Source organism: Bradyrhizobium sp. Leo114 (genome assembly GCF_055229415.2).
On record NZ_JBUYEN020000004.1, the window covers coordinates 232,082 to 252,161 of the forward strand.

The 20,080-nt window shown below is 63.7% G+C and carries 25 protein-coding genes; 10 read left to right on the top strand and 15 right to left on the bottom strand.

The features are described from left to right. The first annotated feature begins 103 nt into the window (after window positions 1-103). The 3 genes from ACZIRK_RS07095 (at window position 104) to poxB (ending at window position 3,544) form a co-directional block, all read left to right on the top strand. Window positions 104-925, top strand: coding sequence for an ABC transporter ATP-binding protein (locus tag ACZIRK_RS07095; protein ID WP_130225795.1), 822 nt, complete (start codon window positions 104-106; stop codon window positions 923-925). Further along, window positions 922-1,689 carry an ABC transporter permease gene (locus tag ACZIRK_RS07100; protein WP_130225794.1) on the top strand — a complete coding sequence of 256 codons (768 nt, stop codon included), beginning with the start codon at window positions 922-924 and terminating at the stop codon, window positions 1,687-1,689. Before ACZIRK_RS07095 ends, ACZIRK_RS07100 begins: the two co-directional genes overlap by 4 nt. 127 nt (window positions 1,690-1,816) lie before the next feature. Beyond that, entirely contained in the window at window positions 1,817-3,544 is a 1,728-nt protein-coding gene (poxB, locus tag ACZIRK_RS07105) for a ubiquinone-dependent pyruvate dehydrogenase (RefSeq protein ID WP_463327106.1), read from the top strand. A gap of 134 nt (window positions 3,545-3,678) precedes the next feature. On the opposite strand, the gene ACZIRK_RS07110 is transcribed toward poxB, so the two are convergent. Beyond that, entirely contained in the window at window positions 3,679-4,890 is a 1,212-nt protein-coding gene (locus ACZIRK_RS07110; protein WP_165435198.1) for a threonine ammonia-lyase, read from the bottom strand. A gap of 80 nt (window positions 4,891-4,970) precedes the next feature. Between ACZIRK_RS07110 and ACZIRK_RS07115 the strand changes: the two genes are divergently transcribed. Then, window positions 4,971-5,483, top strand: a complete 513-nt coding sequence (locus ACZIRK_RS07115; protein ID WP_130225792.1) for a DUF1697 domain-containing protein — start codon at window positions 4,971-4,973, stop codon at window positions 5,481-5,483. 28 nt (window positions 5,484-5,511) lie between these two features. Here ACZIRK_RS07115 and ACZIRK_RS07120 read toward each other — a convergent pair whose 3' ends face one another. The 10 genes from ACZIRK_RS07120 to ACZIRK_RS07165 all read right to left on the bottom strand — a co-directional run bounded on the left by ACZIRK_RS07120 (window position 5,512) and on the right by ACZIRK_RS07165 (window position 11,425). Beyond that, window positions 5,512-5,670: a hypothetical protein gene (locus ACZIRK_RS07120; RefSeq protein ID WP_165435197.1), complete on the bottom strand. Its 159-nt coding sequence runs from the start codon at window positions 5,668-5,670 to the stop codon at window positions 5,512-5,514. 188 nt (window positions 5,671-5,858) lie between these two features. Then, the gene (locus ACZIRK_RS07125) at window positions 5,859-6,581 is read right to left on the bottom strand and encodes a di-trans,poly-cis-decaprenylcistransferase (RefSeq protein ID WP_130225791.1); all 723 of its coding nucleotides are present in this window, start codon (window positions 6,579-6,581) and stop codon (window positions 5,859-5,861) included. Window positions 6,582-6,614: 33 nt separating this feature from the next. Further along, a complete protein-coding gene (locus ACZIRK_RS07130; RefSeq protein WP_130225790.1) occupies window positions 6,615-6,995 on the bottom strand; it encodes a winged helix-turn-helix domain-containing protein in 381 nt (126 codons plus the stop codon). Beyond that, complete coding sequence (locus ACZIRK_RS07135; RefSeq protein WP_130225789.1) at window positions 6,982-7,599, bottom strand: hypothetical protein; 618 nt, start codon at window positions 7,597-7,599, stop codon at window positions 6,982-6,984. Before ACZIRK_RS07135 ends, ACZIRK_RS07130 begins: the two co-directional genes overlap by 14 nt. Before the next feature lie 121 nt (window positions 7,600-7,720). Next, entirely contained in the window at window positions 7,721-8,080 is a 360-nt protein-coding gene (locus tag ACZIRK_RS07140; protein WP_130225788.1) for a DUF1428 domain-containing protein, read from the bottom strand. A gap of 105 nt (window positions 8,081-8,185) precedes the next feature. After that, complete coding sequence (locus tag ACZIRK_RS07145) at window positions 8,186-8,923, bottom strand: DUF899 domain-containing protein (protein ID WP_130225787.1); 738 nt, start codon at window positions 8,921-8,923, stop codon at window positions 8,186-8,188. Between the two features lie 21 nt (window positions 8,924-8,944). Further along, complete coding sequence (locus ACZIRK_RS07150) at window positions 8,945-9,406, bottom strand: SRPBCC family protein (protein ID WP_463327107.1); 462 nt, start codon at window positions 9,404-9,406, stop codon at window positions 8,945-8,947. Beyond that, window positions 9,289-9,735 (bottom strand): ArsR/SmtB family transcription factor, encoded by a 447-nt coding sequence (locus ACZIRK_RS07155; protein WP_463327108.1) that lies wholly within the window; start codon window positions 9,733-9,735, stop codon window positions 9,289-9,291. Before ACZIRK_RS07155 ends, ACZIRK_RS07150 begins: the two co-directional genes overlap by 118 nt. A gap of 317 nt (window positions 9,736-10,052) precedes the next feature. Beyond that, on the bottom strand, window positions 10,053-10,328 hold the full coding sequence (locus ACZIRK_RS07160; RefSeq protein ID WP_130225784.1) for a DUF3551 domain-containing protein: 276 nt from the start codon (window positions 10,326-10,328) through the stop codon (window positions 10,053-10,055). Between the two features lie 122 nt (window positions 10,329-10,450). Then, a complete protein-coding gene (locus ACZIRK_RS07165; protein ID WP_130225783.1) occupies window positions 10,451-11,425 on the bottom strand; it encodes a Bug family tripartite tricarboxylate transporter substrate binding protein in 975 nt (324 codons plus the stop codon). A gap of 137 nt (window positions 11,426-11,562) precedes the next feature. Between ACZIRK_RS07165 and ACZIRK_RS07170 the strand changes: the two genes are divergently transcribed. Together ACZIRK_RS07170 and ACZIRK_RS07175 are read left to right on the top strand one after the other, a co-directional pair. Further along, window positions 11,563-11,982 carry a VOC family protein gene (locus ACZIRK_RS07170; RefSeq protein ID WP_130225782.1) on the top strand — a complete coding sequence of 140 codons (420 nt, stop codon included), beginning with the start codon at window positions 11,563-11,565 and terminating at the stop codon, window positions 11,980-11,982. A gap of 219 nt (window positions 11,983-12,201) precedes the next feature. After that, on the top strand, window positions 12,202-13,776 hold the full coding sequence (locus ACZIRK_RS07175) for an AMP-binding protein (protein ID WP_130225781.1): 1,575 nt from the start codon (window positions 12,202-12,204) through the stop codon (window positions 13,774-13,776). Window positions 13,777-13,949: 173 nt separating this feature from the next. On the opposite strand, the gene ACZIRK_RS07180 is transcribed toward ACZIRK_RS07175, so the two are convergent. Further along, window positions 13,950-15,047 (bottom strand): HD-GYP domain-containing protein, encoded by a 1,098-nt coding sequence (locus tag ACZIRK_RS07180; protein WP_463327109.1) that lies wholly within the window; start codon window positions 15,045-15,047, stop codon window positions 13,950-13,952. Window positions 15,048-15,258: 211 nt separating this feature from the next. Here ACZIRK_RS07180 and ACZIRK_RS07185 point away from each other — a divergent pair, with 211 nt between their 5' ends. The 3 genes from ACZIRK_RS07185 to ACZIRK_RS07195 all read left to right on the top strand — a co-directional run bounded on the left by ACZIRK_RS07185 (window position 15,259) and on the right by ACZIRK_RS07195 (window position 17,218). Continuing rightward, window positions 15,259-16,047, top strand: coding sequence for an alpha/beta fold hydrolase (locus tag ACZIRK_RS07185; RefSeq protein WP_130225779.1), 789 nt, complete (start codon window positions 15,259-15,261; stop codon window positions 16,045-16,047). After that, window positions 16,044-16,394 (top strand): hypothetical protein, encoded by a 351-nt coding sequence (locus ACZIRK_RS07190; RefSeq protein WP_130225778.1) that lies wholly within the window; start codon window positions 16,044-16,046, stop codon window positions 16,392-16,394. Before ACZIRK_RS07185 ends, ACZIRK_RS07190 begins: the two co-directional genes overlap by 4 nt. A 152-nt stretch (window positions 16,395-16,546) precedes the next feature. Continuing rightward, window positions 16,547-17,218: a dienelactone hydrolase family protein gene (locus ACZIRK_RS07195; protein WP_130225777.1), complete on the top strand. Its 672-nt coding sequence runs from the start codon at window positions 16,547-16,549 to the stop codon at window positions 17,216-17,218. A 142-nt stretch (window positions 17,219-17,360) separates the two neighbouring features. Here the strand turns inward: ACZIRK_RS07195 and ACZIRK_RS07200 are convergent, their stop codons facing one another. The 3 genes from ACZIRK_RS07200 to ACZIRK_RS07210 form a co-directional block, all read right to left on the bottom strand. Beyond that, on the bottom strand, window positions 17,361-18,044 hold the full coding sequence (locus tag ACZIRK_RS07200) for a polysaccharide biosynthesis/export family protein (protein WP_245474700.1): 684 nt from the start codon (window positions 18,042-18,044) through the stop codon (window positions 17,361-17,363). Window positions 18,045-18,199: 155 nt separating this feature from the next. Further along, the gene (msrA, locus tag ACZIRK_RS07205) at window positions 18,200-18,856 is read right to left on the bottom strand and encodes a peptide-methionine (S)-S-oxide reductase MsrA (protein ID WP_130229515.1); all 657 of its coding nucleotides are present in this window, start codon (window positions 18,854-18,856) and stop codon (window positions 18,200-18,202) included. 132 nt (window positions 18,857-18,988) lie between these two features. Further along, window positions 18,989-19,306, bottom strand: a complete 318-nt coding sequence (locus ACZIRK_RS07210) for a hypothetical protein (RefSeq protein ID WP_463327110.1) — start codon at window positions 19,304-19,306, stop codon at window positions 18,989-18,991. Window positions 19,307-19,663: 357 nt separating this feature from the next. On the opposite strand from ACZIRK_RS07210, the gene rpsT reads away from it, so the two are divergent. Beyond that, window positions 19,664-19,930 carry a 30S ribosomal protein S20 gene (gene rpsT / locus ACZIRK_RS07215; protein WP_028162524.1) on the top strand — a complete coding sequence of 89 codons (267 nt, stop codon included), beginning with the start codon at window positions 19,664-19,666 and terminating at the stop codon, window positions 19,928-19,930. The last annotated feature ends 150 nt before the right edge of the window (window positions 19,931-20,080 follow it).

Genomic DNA, 20,080 nt, shown 5'->3' on the forward strand with positions numbered 1-20,080 from the left:
GATTCCGCCACGGAATCAGACCTCATCCTGAGGAGCCCGCCAATGGTGGGCGTCTCGAAGGATGGGCCGCGAAGGGACCGCCCTCCATGTGCGATAGCCCTGCATGACCAGCACGACCGCAAGCGTGGCGAGCGGGCTGGCCAGCGGCTTCGACGAGTCGCGCCGGACGGCGCCGCATGTCACGATCCGCGGGCTTTCCAAGCGTTATCCCGACGCTGTCATCTACGACGCCTTCGATTTCGATATTCCGCGCGGCAAGCTCATTTCCGTGTTCGGACCAAACGGCTGCGGCAAGAGCACGCTGATCAACATGATCGCAGGGCTCGTGCCCGCTGACGCCGGCGAGGTGCTGTTCGACGGGCGGCCGCTCAGTCGCGTCAAGTTCGGCTATGTGTTCCAGAACTATCGCGAGGCCCTGTTTCCGTGGCTGCCAGCGTTCGACAACATCGCCTATCCGCTGAAGCTGATGGGCGTGCCGAAGGCGGAACGCAAGCTGCGCGTGGAGCGGCTGGTGGCGCATCTCGGCGTCAAGATCGACCTTGCGCTCTATCCCTACTACCTCTCCGGCGGACAGCAGCAACTCGTCTCGATCATGCGCGCGCTGATCGTCGAGCCGGAGGTCCTGTTCCTCGACGAACCATTCTCCGCGCTCGATTACGAGATGACGCTGTTCATGCGCGAGCAGTTGCAGCGCGTGTTCATGGAGACCAAGACGACGACGGTCCTGGTGTCGCACGACCTCGAAGAGGCCGTATATCTCTCCGACCATGTACTGCTGCTGTCGCGCCATCCGGCACGGGTGGTCGAGTTCGTGCCCTATGACGCGCCGCGGCCGCGCACGGACAAGACGATGTCAGAGCCTTCCTTCGTCGCCACCAAGGCGCACTGCCTGAAGCTGTTCCAGCACGAGGTGCGCCGCGGATGACGGGACGCCAGCAAATCGCGAGGGCGTTGCTGCCGTTGGTTGGCGTTGCGATGCTGCTCGCCGTCTGGACGCTGGTGAACGGACTGAAGCTGGTCGATCCCGTGCTGCTGCCCTCGCCCGCCGAGACGTTCAGGACCTTGTGGGAAGGCATGGCCAGCGGCAAGCTCGGCGTCGACTTCGTCAAGACGGTGGCGCGGACGATCTCCTCCACCGCAATTGCGGCCGTCATCGCCATTCCGCTCGGCATCCTGCTCGGCTCCTCGGAGAAGCTCTATCGCTCGGTGGAGTTCCTGATCGACTTCTTCCGTTCGACGCCCGCCTCCGCGATGTTTCCACTGTTCCTGGTGCTGTTCGGCGTCGGCGACCGCACCAAGATTTCCGTGGCCGCGTTCGGCGCCGGCCTCGTCATCCTGTTCAACGTCGCCTACGGCGTCATGAACGCGCGGAAGACGCGCCTGCTTGCCGCCAAGGTGATGGGCGCATCGCGCACGCGCGTGCTGTTCGACGTGATGCTCTTGGAATCGCTGCCGCAGACCTTCGTAGGCTTGCGCAACGGCGTGTCGCTTGCGCTCGTCATCATCGTGGTCGCCGAGATGTTCATCGGCTCGACCGACGGGCTCGGCCAGCGCGTATTCGAAGCGCAGCAATTGTTCGACATGCCCGGCATGTATGCGGCGATCTTTGCCGCCGGCGCGCTCGGCTACGCGCTCAATCTCTTGTTTCTATTGATCGAACGCCGCTTCGTGCACTGGGCCGGCCGCTAGCAGCGGCGCTTTCCGGCCTCAGGACGAGGTCGTGCGAACCCGAAATATCCCAGTCGGCCGAATGGCCTATCTTCTAGGCCGCCGGACGTATGCCCGATCGAAACCTCCATTCCCCAGGGAGAACCTCATGGCCCGCACCGTTGCCGACCAGATGGTCGAGACCTTTGCCGCAGCCGGCGTGAAACGCATTTACGGCATTGTCGGTGACAGCTTGAACGGATTCACTGACGCGCTGCGCCGCCACGGCGGCGTTGAATGGCTGCATGTGCGCCATGAGGAAGTCGCGGCCTTCGCCGCCGGCGCCGAGGCGCACATCACCGGCGAACTCGCGGTCTGCGCCGGAAGCTGCGGCCCTGGCAATCTGCATCTGATCAACGGCCTGTTCGACTGCCATCGTTCGCGTGTGCCGGTAGTGGCAATCGCCGCGCATATCCCTTCTCCCGAGATCGGCTCGCACTTTTTCCAGGAAACGCATCCGGAGCATCTGTTCAAGGAATGCTCGACCTATTGCGAATTGGTGTCGAGCGCCGAACAGATGCCGCGCGCGATCGAGATCGCCGTGCGGCGTGCGATCGGCGAACGTTGCGTCAGCGTCATCGTGATTCCCGGCGACATCGCGCTCAAGCCAGCCACCGGCACCTCGGCCTCGACATCGACCGGGCTGGTGCTGTCGCAGCCGGCGGTGGCGCCATCGGATGCCGCGCTTAAGCAACTCGCCGACCTCCTGAACCAGTCAGAGCGCGTCACGCTGCTCTGCGGCAGCGGCTGCGCCGGCGCACACGACGAATTGATGCAGCTTGCGGAAGCCCTGAAATCGCCAATCGTCCACGCCATGCGCGGCAAGGAATATGTCGAGTGGGACAATCCTTACGACGTCGGCATGACCGGCCTGATCGGGTTTTCCTCGGGCTATCACGCCATGGAAAACTGCGACACGCTGCTGATGCTCGGCACCGACTTCCCCTATCGGCAGTTCTATCCGAAGGGCGCGCGGATCGCGCAAGTCGACGTCAGGCCCGAGGCGATCGGCCGGCGCGTGCCGGTCGAGCTCGGCGTCATCGGACAGGTCGGCCCGACGGTGCGCGCATTGTTGGCGCGACTGACGGCCAAGGATGATCGGCGGTTTCTCGACGGTGCGCGCAAGCATTATGCCGAAGCACGCCGCGGCCTCGACGAGCTCGCCTCCGGCCGCAAGGGCGGCACGCTGCATCCGCAGCAGATCGCGCGTGTCGCAAGCCAGCTCGCCAGTGAGGACGCGATCTTCACCTGCGACGTCGGCCTGCCGACAGTCTGGGCGGCGCGCTATCTCGCGATGAACGGCAAGCGCCGCCTGATCGGCTCGTTCTGGCATGGCTCGATGGCCAACGCGATGGCACAGGCGATCGGCGCCCAGGCGGCCGCGCCGGGACGCCAGGTCATCTCGCTTTCCGGCGATGGCGGCTTCACCATGCTGATGGGCGATCTCCTCAGCCTTTCCCAGCTCAAGCTGCCGGTTAAGGTGATCGTGTTCAACAATGGCGCGCTCGGCTTCATCGGGCTCGAGCAGAAATCCTCCGGCTTCCTCGACACCGGCACCGAGCTGAAGAACCCGAACTTTGCCGCCATGGCGGAGGCCACCGGCATCAAGGGTGTCCGCATCGAGGATCCGTCCGAGGTCGAGGGCAAGCTTGCCGAAGCCTTCGCGCATCCCGGACCCGTCGTGATCGACGCCGTCGTCAACCGCCTGGAACTCGCCATGCCGCCCAAGGTGACCACCGAGATGGCCAAGGGCTTTACGCTCTACATGGTGCAGGCAGTGCTGAACGGCCGAGCCGACGAGGTCGTCACGCTGGCGCGGACCAATCTCTTGCGGTGAGAGGCTCCCTCTCCCGCTTGCGGGAGAGGGCGGGGTGAGGGTGTCTCCGCATCGGGATTCCCTGAGTGGAGAGAACCCTCACCCGGCGCTTCGCGCCGACCTCTCCCGCAAGCGGAGAGGTGAGATCACCGCCGCTACGTGCAGCGCGCCGAAAAACCCGATCCCGCGAGCTTGGCCAGCACATCGTCCAGATGCGCGCGGTCACGGGTTTCGATCACGAGCTCGAGCAGCGTCGCCTTGGCCGGGAGCGCCGAGAAGGTGCGCTGGTGCGAGACTTCGATGATATTCGCACCGGCTTCGGCGAGCAGCGCCGAGACCGCGGCGAGCTGGCCGGGTCGGTCGACAATGTCGAGCGTGAGCTGCGTCAACCGTCCCTCGCGCGCGAGCTCGCGCGTCAGCACCGAGGCGATCAGGCGCGTGTCGATGTTGCCGCCGGTCAGGACCAGGCCGACCTTCTGCCCCGCGAAGCGCTGCGGCGCGGCCAATACCGCCGCGAGGCCCACGGCACCGGCCCCTTCGACGACCGTCTTCTCGATCGAGATCAGCATCGATACCGCGCGCTCGATCTGATCTTCCGTGACCAGCAGGATGTCGTCGACCAATTCGCGCACGATCTTGGTCGTGATCTGGCCCGGCGACTTGACCGCAATGCCCTCGGCAAGGGTGTCGCCGCGCATCGGCAGATGCTCGTTCCTGATCGCGTTGTGCATCGACGGGTAGAGCTGGGCCTGGACGCCGATGATCTTCAAACCGGGCTTGAGCGATTTGGCTGCGATCGCGATGCCCGAGATCAACCCGCCGCCGCCGATCGGCACGACGAGCACATCCAGATCCGGCACGGATGCCAGCATCTCCAGTGCAATCGTGCCCTGGCCAGCCATGATCAGCGGATCGTCATAGGGATGGACAAAGGTCATGCCGCGTGTCTCGCAAAGCTTGCGGGCAAACTGCGCGGCGTCCTCCAGCGTCGCGCCGGAGATGATGACTTCGGCGCCATGGCGCCGCGTATTCTCGATCTTCACCATCGGCGTGCCGATCGGCATCACGATCGTGGCGGGAATGCCGAGCCGCAAGGCGTGGTAGGCGACGCCCTGCGCATGATTGCCGGCCGACATCGCGATCACGCCGCGCTGTCGTTCCTCCGAGGACAAAGCTTGCAGGCGGTTCAACGCCCCGCGTTCCTTGAAGGAGGAGGTGAACTGCAAATTCTCGAATTTGAGCCAGATCTCGCAGCCGCAGATCTCGCTCAGCGTCCGGCTCTGGTTGCAGGCGGTGACGATGACGGAATCGCGGATGGTGGCCGCGGCGGCCCTGATATCGGCCAGGGTGATCGGAAGGTTTTTCAAGTTGACCTCGGTTTGTCCTGTAGCTCCTGTTGGCGCGCCTGTGGCATGCTCACGGCCTCCCTCCTTGGATACGGTCTGGAATGCCAACCTATATTGCCCTGCTCCGTGCCGTGAATGTAGGCGGAACCGGCAAGCTGCCAATGGCCGAGCTGAAAGCGATGTGCGTCGCCGAAGGATTTGCAAGCGTACAAACCTATATCGCCAGCGGCAATGTGGTGTTCGACAGCAAATTGCCCGCCGGGAAGGTGAAGGCTGCATTGGAGAAGCGGCTGCAGGCCTATGCGGGCAGCCCGATCGGCGTGGTGATCAGGACTGCGGAGGAGATGGCCGCGGTGCTGAAGGCCAATCCGTTCCCCAAGGCGCAGCCGAACTGGACGGTTGCGATCTTCCTCGACGAAGCGCCGCCGCCCGATGCGCTTGCCGCGATCAGGGGGCAGCAGGACGAGGACGTGCGCCTCGGCAAGCGCGAGATCTATGTCGCCTATCGCTCAGGCATGGGTCGCTCGAAGCTGAAGATACCGGCAGCCGCAAACGGCACCGCGCGGAACATCAATACGATCGCCAAGCTCGTGGAGCTCGCGCCGGGCAGTTAGAGCATCCCTGGGCGAAGTGGAGACCGGCTCAGGCGTCCTGGAGTGCGGCCTGGGCGTGCTCGCGCGGCCTCACCGGCTCGGCCCGCTCGACCACGTCGCAATTCTCACAATGCAGGACGGTACGGAAATGCTTGTCCAGCGCGACGGTCCGTTGCCGGCCGCATTGGCAGCGCATCTGCTTGTCCATGGGAATGACCCTGGTTGTACTGGTTCGCGGGAAGGTCAGTGCGCCTAGCTAGCCGCTAAGGGTTAACCTAGTGTGACGACGATGACGCAAATCGGGCGCGGCTTCGACAAGCCATCTTGCCGCGGCGCCGATTTTCCTGCGGTTCGAGGCCGACCCGGTCGCGGGCTCAATGGCGCCGAGGGCCAAGCTCAGAGGCTCGGCACTTCCTCCAGCGCGACCGCTTGCAAGCCGCCAAAGCGGCGTTCCCGGCCATGGAAGGAGGCTAGCGCCTCGGCGAGATCGTCCCCGTCGAACTCCGGCCACATCCGATCGGTGAAGTGCAGCTCGGCGTAGGCGCCTTCCCACAGCATGAAATCGGACAGGCGCTTTTCGCCGCTGGTGCGGATGATGAGATCGACGTCGCGCAGATTCGGCTCGCCGGTGACGAGCTCTGAGAAGGCCTCGCGCGTGAGCTTGCCAAAGCCGGCGACCCGGGTCGCGGCGTTGAGGATGGCATCGCGGGCGGAGTAATCGATCGCGATGCGCAGATGCAGGGTGTCGCCATCAGCCGTCGCGTCTTCCGCGCGGCCGATCGCAGCCGCAATGCCGTTGGGCAGACGGTCGCGGCGGCCGATCACGGTGAGGCGAACGCCATTGCGCACCAGCGCCTGGATCTCGTTGGCGAGGTAGAAGCGCAACAGGCCCATCAGCGCCGTGACCTCGGCCTTCGGCCTGCGCCAATTGTCGCTGGAGAAGGCATAGAGTGTCAGCGTACCGATCCCCTGTTCGGGCGCTGCCTCGACGATGCGGCGGATCGCTTCGACCCCGGCCTCGTGGCCGCGCAGGCGCGACAACCCCTTCCGCGTCGCCCATCTTCCATTGCCGTCCATGATGATGCCGACGTGAAGTTTGGAGGAAAGATCACTTTGCATTACAAAGTCTCCGATCAAAAAAGGGAATCGTGATCAGGCCGGCAGGATGCCGAGCTGGGAAGGCGCGGCGCCCTCCTTGCCCGCGGCCTTGGCGGCGTCGCGCACCAGCCGTTCCAGCACAGCCAGATAGTCGAGGAAGCGGCGGCGGCCCGCCTTGGTGAGGCGGCAAGTGGTGTGCGGGCGATTGCCCTCATACCTCTTGGTGACTTCGACGAGTCCGGCTTCCTGCAACACCTGCAGATGACGGCTGAGATTGCCGTCGGTCAATCCGCAAAGCTGCTTGAGATCGGCAAACGCCAATCCCTTGGGATGCGTCATCAGCGAGGTCATCAGCCCGAGTCGCGCCTTCTCGTGGATCACGCGGTCAAGACCGTCATAGGAGAACGGCGCGTTGTTGGCTTCAATCTTCGACATCGTTTTCTCCGGTGGCGAAATACAACAGGGCAGCCATCAAAACCTGACCGACGACGAAGGGCAGGCCCATGGTCCAGGGCGACAAGGCGTGGCTCTGGCTCGCGACCACCAGCACCGCAAAGCCCGAGAGGAAATACCAGGCGCCGGCAAAGGCGATGCTGCGCGGCAACGAGCGGACAGAGGCGAACACGCCGAGGCTCACCAGCACCTGCCACAGGCCGGGCAGCATCCACAGCGTTTCAGGCGCGAACTTCCACAACAGGATCGCGAGCAAGACGCCGGCGACGCCCGCGGGCAGGAACTGCTCGACCGCTTGCTGGATCATGGCGTCCGCGAGCCCGGAATGATGCCGGCGCGAGCGCGCCCGCATCTCGGTCCAGATCAGCGCGGCCGAAAGCAGCGCGGCGACGGTCCAGCCGCCAAAGAAGGTGAGCGGGTTCCCGGTCGGATTGTTGAGCCAGAGGAACTGCAGGATGGCTGTCAAGAACGCGACGCCGCCGGTGGCGGCCACGGTCGCCGGGCCATAGCCGCGGAACGCCGTGCCCGCCGCAATCTGGCTGCGGATGGCAAGAATGTCGGCCAGGGCCTTGTCGAGATCGCGCATCGGTTGTCCGAACTTTGCATTGCAAAGTACACCGAGTCGCGAGACGGGCGCAAGTCAGCCAGCGGCCGACTGGATCACTTCGGCCGTCTCCATGGAAACAGTTTGTGTAGCGCCAGCGCCGCTACACCTTCACCAGGCTCGCAAATCCGCCATAGATCATGCGCTTGCCGTCGAAGGGCATCGACTTTCCGTTCATCATGGGTTTGAGACGCTCATCCGCCATCACCTTGGCATTGATCTTGTCGCGCTGGGCACGCGATTTGTAGGTGATCCAGGCGAACACGACGGTTTCGCCGGGTTTCAGCTTGACGCTTTGCGGGAACGAGGTGAGCTTGCCGGGCTTGACGTCCTCGGCGACCCATTCGCGATAGTCCAGCGCGCCATGCTCGCGCCAGATCTTGCCGCACTTTCGCGACATCTGGGCATAGGCGGCGAGATTCTTCTTCGGGACGGCGACGATGAAGCCATCGACATAGGGCATGGGCGATTCCTGTTGTTGTTCCCGTCATTGCGAGGCGCGAAGCAACGAAGCAATCCATTTCTCTGCTTGCGGTGGATTGCTTCGCAATGACGGTTTGTGGGTGCGTCAGCTATGGCAACAGGATGCCTGAAACGGCATCGGCTGGTATTGGTCACGGTGCCGCACCCAGTCCATCGGATAAGGCAGGCCCTCTTCATGCCGGCCGAGCGGCGTGAGATCGAGATAGTGGTAGGCCGCATTCATCATGTCGGTACCTCGGGCAAAACACGAATAGGTGTGAAAGACGTTGCCGGTCTCGTCGCGGTAGAACACGCTGATGCCAGGCGCCTCCTCGATACCAAAGCCGGACGTGCCGAAATTGTAGATCTTAGCGCCCGACTTCACTTCTTCCGGCGTGAACGACACCGCGAAATCATGGTTGAAGTCGCTGTTGGCCGAGGACAGCCAGTCGAACGTCCAGCCCATCCGTTTCCTGAACGCTTCCAGCTTCTCGAATGGCGCACGCGAGATCGCCACCAGCGTGGTGTCGCGCGCTGCAAGATGCGGGATCATGCGCTCGTATCCGTCGGCCCAGAACGAACAGCTCTTGCAGCCTTCGTCCCAATCGGGCCCGAACATGAAGTGCTGCACCACGAGTTGCGGCCTGCCCTTGAACAGGTCGGCGAGCGCTATCTTGCCGTTCGGGCCGTCGAACATGTAGGCCTTGTCGATCTTGACCCAGGGCAATGCCCGACGCTCCGCGCTGAGGGCATCGCGGGCACGGGTGAGCTCCTTTTCATGCGCCATATGGACCTTGCGGGCTTCAATCCACTCCTCGCGTGACACGACTTTGTGTGGCTGCATGGTGTCCTCCCTTGACAGTATTCAAGCGATGAAACTTTCCAGCTTGGTGAACAGCTCCGTCCATCCGCGCTCATGATTGTCGCGCGCGGTCTCGTCGACGAACTGCTCGTGATGGAAGGTCAGCAGCGTGCCGGCGCCATCTGACCTCAGCGATACCGTCACCAGCGACTCGCGCTCGGGCGTCGAATGCCAGGCCCAGGTGAACACCAATCGCTCGTTTGGCACGACATCGCGATAGACGCCGCCGACTTCGTGATATTCGCCGTCGTTGCCGGTGAAACTGATGCGGTAGCGCCCGCCGGCGCGAACGTCGAGCTCAGCCCGCACCGAGCCGGGCTTCACATTCGCCGGCCCGAACCACTGCACTAGGTTTTCCGGTTCGGTCCACGCGGCGTAGACTTTTTCCGGCCGCGCACCGAGGCGGCGCGTGAGGGTGAGGCCGGGGCGCGCGGCGGGGCCGGAGCTGGCGGTGCTGATGGCCATGGGTCTTCCTCCACGAAGGCGGCAAGGCGATCGAAATTGTCGGACCAGAAGCGCACATAGCGATTGAGCCAGTCCATCGCCTGCTCCATCGGGCGCGCGGTCAGCCGGCACGCCACCGTGCGGCCGGTCTTCTCCCGCATGATCAGGCCGGCATCCGACAACACGTCGAGATGCTTCATGATCGCGGGCAGCGACATCTGAAATGGCTGCGCGAGCTCGCTCACGGACAAGTCGTCCTTCTCGCCAAGCCGTGCCAGAAGCGCACGGCGGGTGGGATCGGAAAGCGCCGCGAAAGTGCGGTCCAGCGTCTCGTCGAGATACTTAACCATATGGTTTAGTATAGACGCGATCGATCACGAGTCAATGGCGCGTATCGCGAGAACATTCACGAAAATTTGGCGCGCAAGAGAAGGGGACAGAAGCGACTAGCGCGCGCCGTTCTTTCCTTCTCCCCTTGTGGGAGAAGGTGGCGCGCATGCAATGCGCGACCGATGAGGGGCTGTCTCCGAGCGACGGTGATTGTGGAGACAACCCCTCACCCTAGCGGGTCTGTTGCTGACGCCGGCGCAGCCCTCTCCCACAAGGGGAGAGGGCACATCAACTCACGCCGCGAAGGCGCACCGCGTGAAGCGCGCCGTTCGCAAGCTCAGTCGTAATAATAATTGTCCCTATGCACGCGCCCGCGACGCGGCGGCTGCTGCTGACCGAAGGCTACGCGTGGATTGATGTTGCAATAGAGGTTGCGGCCGGACGCGCTCGCCATGCATTGCCCGTAGGTTTGATACGAGCAGTCGCCCGGAATGCCGAAGCCCCTGCCTTGGGCGCACCAGGGATAGTCATAGGCCGCGGCAGGAGCGGAGCCGGCGGTGACACCCGCCCCGACGGCCGTCACGGCCAGCACTGCCAACATCAGTTTGCGCATCGTCGTTCTCCTTCGCCTGGGCCAAGCTGACCATTGCCCCGCATCTGCGTAGTCGCATCGCCGGCGTCAAGGTTCAGAACGCGATTGCCGCAGGAAGGTTCTGGCTGGTGCGCGCTTGTGTCCTATTCCACCTTGAGCCCGGCGCCCTCGACGACTTTCCTCCACTTTTCGGTCTCGGCGACGATCTCCGCGCCGAACGCCTCCGGCGTCTGGATGCGCGGCTCGCCGCCCAGTTCAACCAAACGTGTTTTCATCGCCGGCTCGGCCATCACAGCGTTGATCTCGCTGTTGAGCTTGGCGATGATCTCCTTCGGTGTGTTCTTTGGCACTCCCATGCCGAACAAGGCGCTCGCCTCATAGCCCTTCACGGTCTCGCTGATGGCCTGCACGTCGGGCAGTTGCGATGAACGCTCCGCCGTGGTGACGCCGAGCGCCCGCAATGAGCCGGAGCGGATATGCTGGATGATCGAGGGCATGTTGTCGAAGATCACGTGCACTTGACCGGCAAGCAGGTCGGTGATGGCCGGCGCCGCGCCGCGATAGGGCACGTGCTGCATCTTGGCGCCGCTCATCGCCATGAACATCTCGCCGGAGAGATGCACCGAAGTGCCATTGCCCGATGAGGCCATGTTCACCTTGCCGGGATTGGCCTTCACATATGCTATGAACTCGGCGACGTTTTTGGCCGGGACATCCTTGTTGACGGTCATGACGTTCGGCACCCGCTGGAACGAGGCGACCGGCGCGATGTCGCGAACGAAATTGAACTTCAAATTCGCATACAGCGTGGCGTTGATGTAGTTCGCGGGATTGACCAGCAGCACGGTGTAGCCGTCCGGCTCGGCATTAACAGCGGCCTCCGTGCCGATATTGTTGCCGGCGCCGGGCTTGTTCTCGACCACGAATTGCTGTCCGAGCTTTTCCGACAGCCGCTGCCCGATCAGACGCGCCAGGATATCGGTGGCGCCGCCCGGCGGATAGCCGACGATCCAGCGGACCGGCCGAGCCGGATAGTCCGCCGCTGCCGAAGCGCGGCCGATCGCAAATGTCGAAATCCCGGAACCGATCAGGCCAAGCGCAGTACGGCGTGAAATCATGTAGTTTCCTCCGATATGGCCGGGTTCACACTCCGGTCCGTTTCTATTGAATTAGTGACGCCGCGCGTTGTAACAAACTACGCATTGGACAGCCAGTGCGCGGCCTGCGCGCTGGACCGCGACGAAAGGATGAGGCCATGGCCGTCAAGGTGAACGCGCTCGACCATCTCGTGATCAACGTGTCCGACGTGGCGCGATCCACCGAATGGTACAGCAGGATCCTCGGCATGGAGGTCAAGGTGTTCGATCCCGGCGAAGGCAAGGCGCCACGGACATCGCTGGAGTTCGGCAACCAGAAGATCAATGTGCGGCCGCGCGATGCCTCCAAGATCGAGTGGTTCACGGCCGACCACGAGACGCCCGGCAGCGAGGACCTCTGCTTCCTCACCTCCAGCACGCCCGATCAGGTGGTCGCGCATCTGAAGGCCAACGGCGTCAGGATCGAGGAAGGCCCGGTGCCCAGGCATGGCGCGCGCGGCATGCTGCGCTCGGTCTATTGCCGCGATCCCGACGGCAGCCTGATCGAGATTTCGTCGTATGAGGGTGGCGGCAAGTAAGCGCGAAGTAAGCGCACCTTTCCGAGCACGCCCTCCGTCGTCATGCCCGGGCTTGACCCGGGCATCCACGTCTTGCTTGCCACGGTTTCGTGGATGGCCGGGTCAAGCCCGGCCATGACGGAAGAAATAGCGCGATTTGATCGCGCCGGAATCCAGTGGCAAAACTGTCCTCCGAACAAGCAAGACGAAAGCAGCCGGCAAGGTTGCACGGGAGGAAGCATGACCAATTCACAGGCAGCACCTGGTATCGTGGGACCGTTCGCAGGCCTTGACGTGCCGTGGCTGCTTCGGATGCGCGCCGAGGTCCGGCGCGATCACCCGTTCCTGATCTGGGCGCCGTTCGAGGCGCCGGCGCGGAAATGGACCTACGGCGAATTTCACGAGCGCGTCGGCGCGCTGGCCGCAGGACTTGCGAGACGCGGCATCAGGCCCGGCGAATATGTGCTGATCCATCTCGACAATTGCATCGAGGCGATGCTGGCCTGGTTCGCCTGCGTCGAGCTTGGCGCGATCGCGGTCACCACCAACACGCGCTCGGCCGCCGCCGAGATGGAATATTTCGCCGGGCATTGCGGCGCGGTCGCCGCCATCACCCAGCCGGCCTACGCGGAACTGATCGCGGCCAATTGCCGCGAGCTGCGCTGGATCGCCGTGATCTCGCATAACGCCGGCGCCGCGCCGGCACAGACCACCTCACGCAGCGACAGTTTTGAAGCGCTGTTCGCCGACAGCGCCGACCGGCCGCGCCGCGCCACCGATCCGCTCGCCCCCTGCAGCGTGCAATACACGTCCGGCACGACATCGCGCCCGAAGGCGGTGTTGTGGACCCATGCCAATGCGCTGTGGGGCGCCAAGGTCAATGCCGCGCACGAAGACCTGCATGCCGGCGATGTGCACCAGACCTACCTGCCACTGTTCCACACCAATGCGCTGGCCTATTCGATGCTGGCGACGCTCTGGGTCGGTGCCTCCTGTGTGATCCAGCCGCGCTTTTCCGCAAGCCGGTTCTGGGGCGTCGCGCTGGAGCATGGCTGCACCTGGACCTCGACCATCCCATTCTGCATGAAGGCGCTGGTGGAGCACGAGATCCCGAAGAATCACAAGTTCCGGCTCTGGGGCACGGCGGTGTGCGAGCCGCCGGCCTTTGCCGCGTTCGGCGTCAGGACCATCGGCTGGTGGGGCATGACGGAGACCATCACCCACGGCATCGTCGGCGAGGTCGACCAGCCGAACGCGCCGATGTCGATCGGCCGCGCGGCGAGCGAATACTCGATCCGGATCACCAATGATGACGGCTCGGCGACGGAAGTCGGCGGCACCGGCAATCTCTCGATCAAGGGCATTCCCGGATTGTCGCTGTTCAAGGAATATCTGCACAACGAAAAGGCTACCCGGGAAAGCTTCGACGAGCACGGCTATTTCCTGACCGGCGACCGCGTCATGTTGCTCGAACACGGCTTCGTCAAGTTCGGCGACCGCGCCAAGGACATGCTGAAGGTCGGCGGCGAGAACGTCGCGGCGTCCGAGATCGAACAGGTGATCGCGGTGGTCGCAGGCGTGCGCGAGGCGGCGGTGGTTGCAAAGAAGCACCCGATGCTCGAGGAGGTGCCGGTGGTCTTCATCATTCCGCAGGGCGGCGTCGCACCCGCAGGCCTGCACGACGATGTCATGGCCGCCTGTCGCAACGCGCTCGCCGACTTCAAGGTGCCGCGCGAAATCCGCTTCGTCGACGACATGCCGCGCTCGACGCTGGAGAAGGTCGCGAAGGCGGAATTGCGCAAGCTGCTGGAGTGACGCGCGGACGCGTCATTTCCGGGGCAACGCCTCTCCACGTCATTGCGAGCGAAGCGAAGCAATCCATGGTGCCGCTTGCGGAAGCATGGATTGCTTCGTCGTGGAGCCTGTCATCGGGTCCGCCAGAGGCGGGACCCGTTGGCTCCTCGCAATCACGGGCGGAGCAGTCCGAATCAATAATGCCCGAACGCGACCGGGCGGAACGCCTGCAGCAATTGCTGGTCGAGCTTGGCGCCCATATCTCCCATGATCGCGAACGCCTTGGCGTGGGTGAACTGCAGCCGGTAGGCGCGCCTCTCCACCAGCGCGGCATAGATATCGACGATGGTGGTGACCCGCACGATGTCGCTGATCTGGCCGCCGTGGAGGCCATTCGGATAGCCGGAGCCGTCCAGCATCTCGTGATGGTGCAGCACCACGTCGAGCATTTCAGGCGGAAAGCCGCCTTGGACCAAGAGCGCCTCGTAGCCGCGCCGCGGATGCTCGCGCATCTCGGCCATCTCGTCCGCGGTCAATTCGGTCGGCTTGTCCAGGATCGAGGTCGGGATGAACGCCTTGCCGACATCGTGCAAGAGCGCCGCGCGGGCGAGGCGGCGCTGGTCGTCCTCGCGCATGCCGAGGTGCTGTGCGAACGCCACCGCGAAGCCGGTCACGAACAGGCAATGACGATAGGTGTCGGTGTGATGGCAGCCGACCATGGTCAGCCATTCGCGCAAGGATGAGTGCTTGATCGCCTTCAGGATCTTGCGCTCGGCGGCGACGATGTCGCTGAATTGCAGGGGCACGCCGGCCGGCAGCTTTTCGAACATCTTGACCATGACCGCGTGCGCCGCCTCGACGCCGCGATTCAGCGCCTTGCCGCGATCGGTTTCATCGTAGCCGTCGGCGTCCGGAAACGCGGCGCGGATGCGCTGCAACAGTCCGGCAGCGTCGAACGGACGCGAGATCGTGTCGGTGGCCCCGAGCGCCCAGGCCTGCATGGTCGCGTGGTGCAATGCATCCTGCAGCACGAACAGGCGCGGCATTTCGCGATAGGCTTCCGTCCTGAGCTTGTTGCGCACGAGCTGCACGCTCTCGGGCGAGCGCAGGTTGATGTCGACCACGATGCCCGAAAGATTATCCGCGGGCTTCTCGGGAATCTCCGCGGTCGAGATGGTATCGACCTCGCCGACGGACCGCAAAATCCTCGCCAGTTCGCTGCTCTGGTCGCCTCGATCCGACGCCAGCAACAGGCGGCGTCTTAGCGAAGTCTTGTTGGCTAACGCTGTCATGAAATCCTTGGGCGTTCGCAATGACGATCGACAAGCCAGGCTAGCGGAGAATGAGTTCCCTGCGGCTTAATAGGCGTGATGAACGGGGGTCTAGCGCCAATGCTAGAATTTTAACGATCGGGCCTTCCATTTCCGCATTTCCCACCCGCGAACGGATCGCGCTAGGATGATTGCGCAGCATCGCTGCGGAAAATCTGGTCGGGGAAACGCAATGCCGAAAATCAAGCGAGATGGGGTCGAGATTTATTACGAGGTCCATGGCGATGGCCCTCCCCTGCTTTTGACCCACGGCTATTCATCGACCTCCGCGATGTGGCAGGGCCAGGTCGGGGCGCTGTCGAAGCGCCACAGGCTGGTGCTGTGGGACATGCGCGGCCACGGCCAGTCGGACTATCCGAGCGATCCCGCGGCCTATAGCGAAGCCCTGACGGTCGCCGACATGGCCGCGCTGCTGGATACGGTCGGCGCGGAAAAGGCGATCGTCGGCGGGCTCTCGCTCGGCGGCTATATGTCGCTTGCATTCTATCGCGCCTACCCTGAGCGGGTGCGCGCGCTCCTGATCATCGACACCGGACCCGGCTTCAAGAAGGACGACGCCCGCGATGCCTGGAACAAGCGCGCCTACGACACCGCAGAGAAGTTCGAGCGCGAAGGCCTGGACCTTTTAAAGTCGTTCAGCCGTGAGCGCTCGACGGTAACGCACCGCGATGCCACCGGTCTTGCGCTTGCCGCCCGCGGCATGCTGACCCAGCGCGACGCGCGCGTGATCGAGTCGCTGCCCGAGATCAAGGTGCCGTCGCTGATCGTGGTCGGCGCCGACGACACGCCGTTCCTCGCCGCCTCCGACTATATGGCGGCCAAGATCCCCGGCGCGCAGAAGGTCGTGATCCCGGCCGCCGGCCACGCCGTCAATATCGATCAGCCGCAAGCCTTCATCGAGGCGGTGTTGCCGTTCCTCGATAGCCTCGAAGTCAAGTCGGAGCAGAAGGCTGCGTCATGAGGAGGATGACCGCGACACTGCTCGTGCTCGCCGCTGCCGCGGAACCGGCCTGCGCGCAACACCTGCCGCCATTTGGCGGTCCTGCTCCTGCGCCATCTTACTTCGTTACAACGCTGTCGAACACCGCGCCGCTGGTGTTCGGGATGGACGTGGAAGAAACGTCGCGCGCGCTCGGCACGCCCCTCACCTACCTCAAAGGACGTCCCGGCAATGAGATCTATCTCACCTTCCGTGACCTCGGCGGCAGCGGCCTGTTCCCGCACAAGGACCGGCTGTTCCTGCAGTTCCGCAAAGGACGGCTCGCCGGCTGGAAAGCCGACTGGGGCCAGAACTGGATGTGGCGGTAGAGCATGATCCGGAAAAGTGGAAACCGGTTTTCCGAAAAGATCATGCTCAAACAAGAGATGAGATCATGATCCGATTCCGTAATCGGATCATGATCTACCCGCTGCTCTTTCGCGAACCGTAATTGCAACCCTCAAACGAGAAGGGATGACCCATGGGACATGATATCACGCTGACGGCTTCGGACGGCTTCAAGCTCGGTGGCTACCGTGCGGACCCGTCCGGCGCGCCAAAGGGCGCGATCGTGGTGATCCAGGAGATTTTCGGCGTCAACCACCACATCCGCGCGGTCTGCGACCGCCTCGCGCAGGAAGGCTATGTCGCGATCGCACCCTCGATCTTCGACCGCAGCGAGCCGAATTTCCAGAGCGGCTATTCCCCTGATGAAATCGCCGTCGCGCGAAAGTTCGTCGCCAATCCGGATTGGACGGCGATGCTGCGCGACACGCAGGCTGCGATTGATGCCGTGAAGAGCGTCGGCCCGGTCGGCATCATCGGCTTCTGTCTCGGCGGCAGCGTCGCCTATGTCGCGGCGACCAAGCTGACGGGCCTGAAGGCAGCCGTCGGCTATTACGGCGGCGCCATCGTCCGCTTTGCCGACGGCAAGCCGACGGTGCCGACGCAACTTCATTTCGGCGAAAAGGATAGCGGTATTCCCTTGACCGATGTGGAGACCATCAAGGCCAAGCGACCCGAGGTCGAGATCCACATCTATCCCGGCGCGCAGCACGGCTTTCACTGCGACGAACGGGCGAGCTACGACAAGGCCAGCGCCGACATCGCCTGGCCGCGCAGCCTGGCGTTTTTCGCGAAGCATTTGAAATAGCGCACTCTCTCCACGGTCATTCCGGGGCACGCGCAGCGTGAGCCCGGAATCCATCGGGCCGCAGGCGCCGGCGGCGAAATGGGTTCCGGGCTCGACGCTTCGCATCGCCCCGGAATGAAGAGTTGAGAGAGTGTCGCGTAGCCTAGAACCACCGCTCGCCGACGAACACCGTATCGCCGGGGCTCATCGGCGTGCCGAGCGGCACGGTGTAGCGCCCCGAGCCGCCAGCATCGGTATGCGTCAGCGTCACCATGTCGCGCTTGGCGCGCGGCGAGAAGCCGCCCGCAATCGCCACGGCGCTTTCGACGGTCATGTTGGGCACATAAGGATATTGTCCGGGGGCGGCGACTTCGCCGAGGATGAAGAACGGCCTGTACGCCTCGATCTCGACGGCGACCGAAGGCTCGCGGATATAGCCGCTGCGCAGCTTTGCCGCGATCTCGCCTGCGAGCCCCGACGTCGTCCTGCCGCGCGCGGGCACCTGCCCGATGAGCGGCATGGTGATCGAGCCGGCAGCATCGATCGCGTAGGTATTGGTGAGCCCTTCCTGGCCGTAGACCACGACGCGCAGCCGGTCGCCGGCATCGAGATGATAGGCCGAGTCGTAGCGGACCGCAGCAACCGGCGCCGCTGCATAGGCCGCGCGGGGTGAAGCGGCAAAGGCGGAGCGAAGCGCGCCGACGGCGCCACCGCCGCTGCTGGCGACCGCGACCGGCGCAGGGCTGGCAGGCCCGCCATAAGCCATGGAGTCGAGATCGGCCGGCGCTGGAGCGACCGCGACCGGGCCGCTCGCGTGCATGCAGCCTGACAGCACGAGTGCAGTCATAACGGCAGTGATCGGCAATCGAAACGCGCGTGCAACCCGCACCCTGGCCATCCCTGAAAAGCGAGACAGCCTAGTCTTGCACCGGTTATGGTTAACAAATGGTTTGTTAGAGAGAACTCCCTCGCCCCGCTCTTGCGGGGCGAGGGAGAACGCGATCAGGCGGTGACGCCGACCCCGATCGGGCACGACACGCCGGTGCCGCCAAGGCCGCAATAGCCCGCCGGATTCTTGGCGAGATATTGCTGATGATAGTCTTCCGCGAAATAGAACTCGGCGGCCTTTGCGATCTCGGTGGTGATCGGACCGAGGCCCTTGGCCGAAAGCGCTTTCTGATAGGCGGCCTTCGAGGCCTCCGCGGCCTTCCGCTGCGCGTCGCCAAAGGTGTAGATCGCGGAGCGATATTGCGTGCCGACATCGTTGCCCTGACGCATGCCCTGCGTCGGGTTGTGATTTTCCCAGAATGTCTTCAGGAGTTGCTCGTAGGAGATCTTCTTCGGATCGAACACGACCAGCACCACTTCGGTGTGGCCGGTACGACCGGAGCAAACCTCCTCATAGGTCGGATTCGGCGTGTAGCCGCCGGCATAGCCAACGGCGGTCGTGTAGATGCCATCGCCGAGCTCCCAGAATTTGCGCTCGGCGCCCCAGAAGCAGCCGAGCCCGAACACCGCCTGCTCCAGACCTTCAGGATAAGGCGGCTGCAGCTTGCTGCCGTTGACGAAGTGGGTGGTGGCGGTCGGGATCGGCGTGGCGCGTCCCGGCAGCGCTTCGGCTGCACTCGGCAACGCGGTGGTCTTGCGCATGAACAACATGGATTACCTCCAGGCGGGCACATCGGCCTGAAGCCGAGAGCGGCTTCGGCCGGCTAGGCCCTCAATATAGGTATTTACGCGCGATCTGGCAGCCCTGTTACGTCCCCACAACCCGAAGGAGCAAAGTTACGATCAATCGCGCGCGTAGCCGATCAGCGGCTTGCGCGGCCGGAACAGGATCATCAAGAGGATGCCGGCGACACCGAGCACGACGAAAACCGGCTGGTCGAGGATGATCTTGATCACGCTGTCCCAGAGGAAAGGCGTGGTGCGCTCGATCCAGGCACGGAAGGCCGCCTGGCTGGACTGGTGGATGTCGTTCCAGAACTGGCCGAAACGGGTGAAGCGCAGGGTCTGATCGGCGACGAAGCGGGCGCCGTCATAGACCATGAAAACAAATCCGCCGGCCAGGAGCAGCAGGCCGATTAACCGAAAAAACCCGCGGATCATGCCTCACCCTTAGTCCCTGTCCGCCCCAAGCGCGCCAAGGCCCATTAACGGCAGGAAGGGCGGAAATTCAACCTGTTCAGCACCTTGGCGGCCATTTTCTGCCGGTTTCGGCCCTCCGAACCGGGTGGAAAACGTTGACGCTGGGGGCCGGCCCCTCTATAAGACCGCGCAATGGCGGCGGGCGCAATCCTGCCGCCGCTGTTCTTTGGACGGGCGGCCGCCGGGACTTTTGCTTCTGGGCACGGCTCCCTCAAGAACACATCTCGACAACACAGCAGAGTAGATCACGCGATTTCAACGGCCGGCGCGCTCGAGCCCGACCAACAGAGCGACCAACGCCGAAGGACAATTGAGACCATGGCCAACACCACTTCCGCCAAGAAGGCGACCCGCAAGATTGCCCGCCGCACCATCATCAACAAGTCGCGCCGCACCCAGATGCGTGGTGCGGTTCGCTCGGTCGAAGAAGCGATCAAGCGCGGCGACCGCGATGCAGCGCTGAAGGCGATGGCGCATGCCGAGCCCGAACTGATGAAGGCCGCACAGCGCAACATCGTTCACCGCAATACTGCGAGCCGCAAAGTCTCGCGCCTGACGCATCAGATCGCCAAGCTGGCGAAGTGAGCTGACGGAAAAACACTTTCGTCAAGGGCCCGGCTTTACGCCGGGCCTTTTTCTTTTGCGAAGCTTCGAACGACTGTGCTCCCGAAGTGACTCGCTGTTGCAGGACAGCGCGTGTGCCATATTCCGCGCGTCCGTAGTTTTACCGAACCT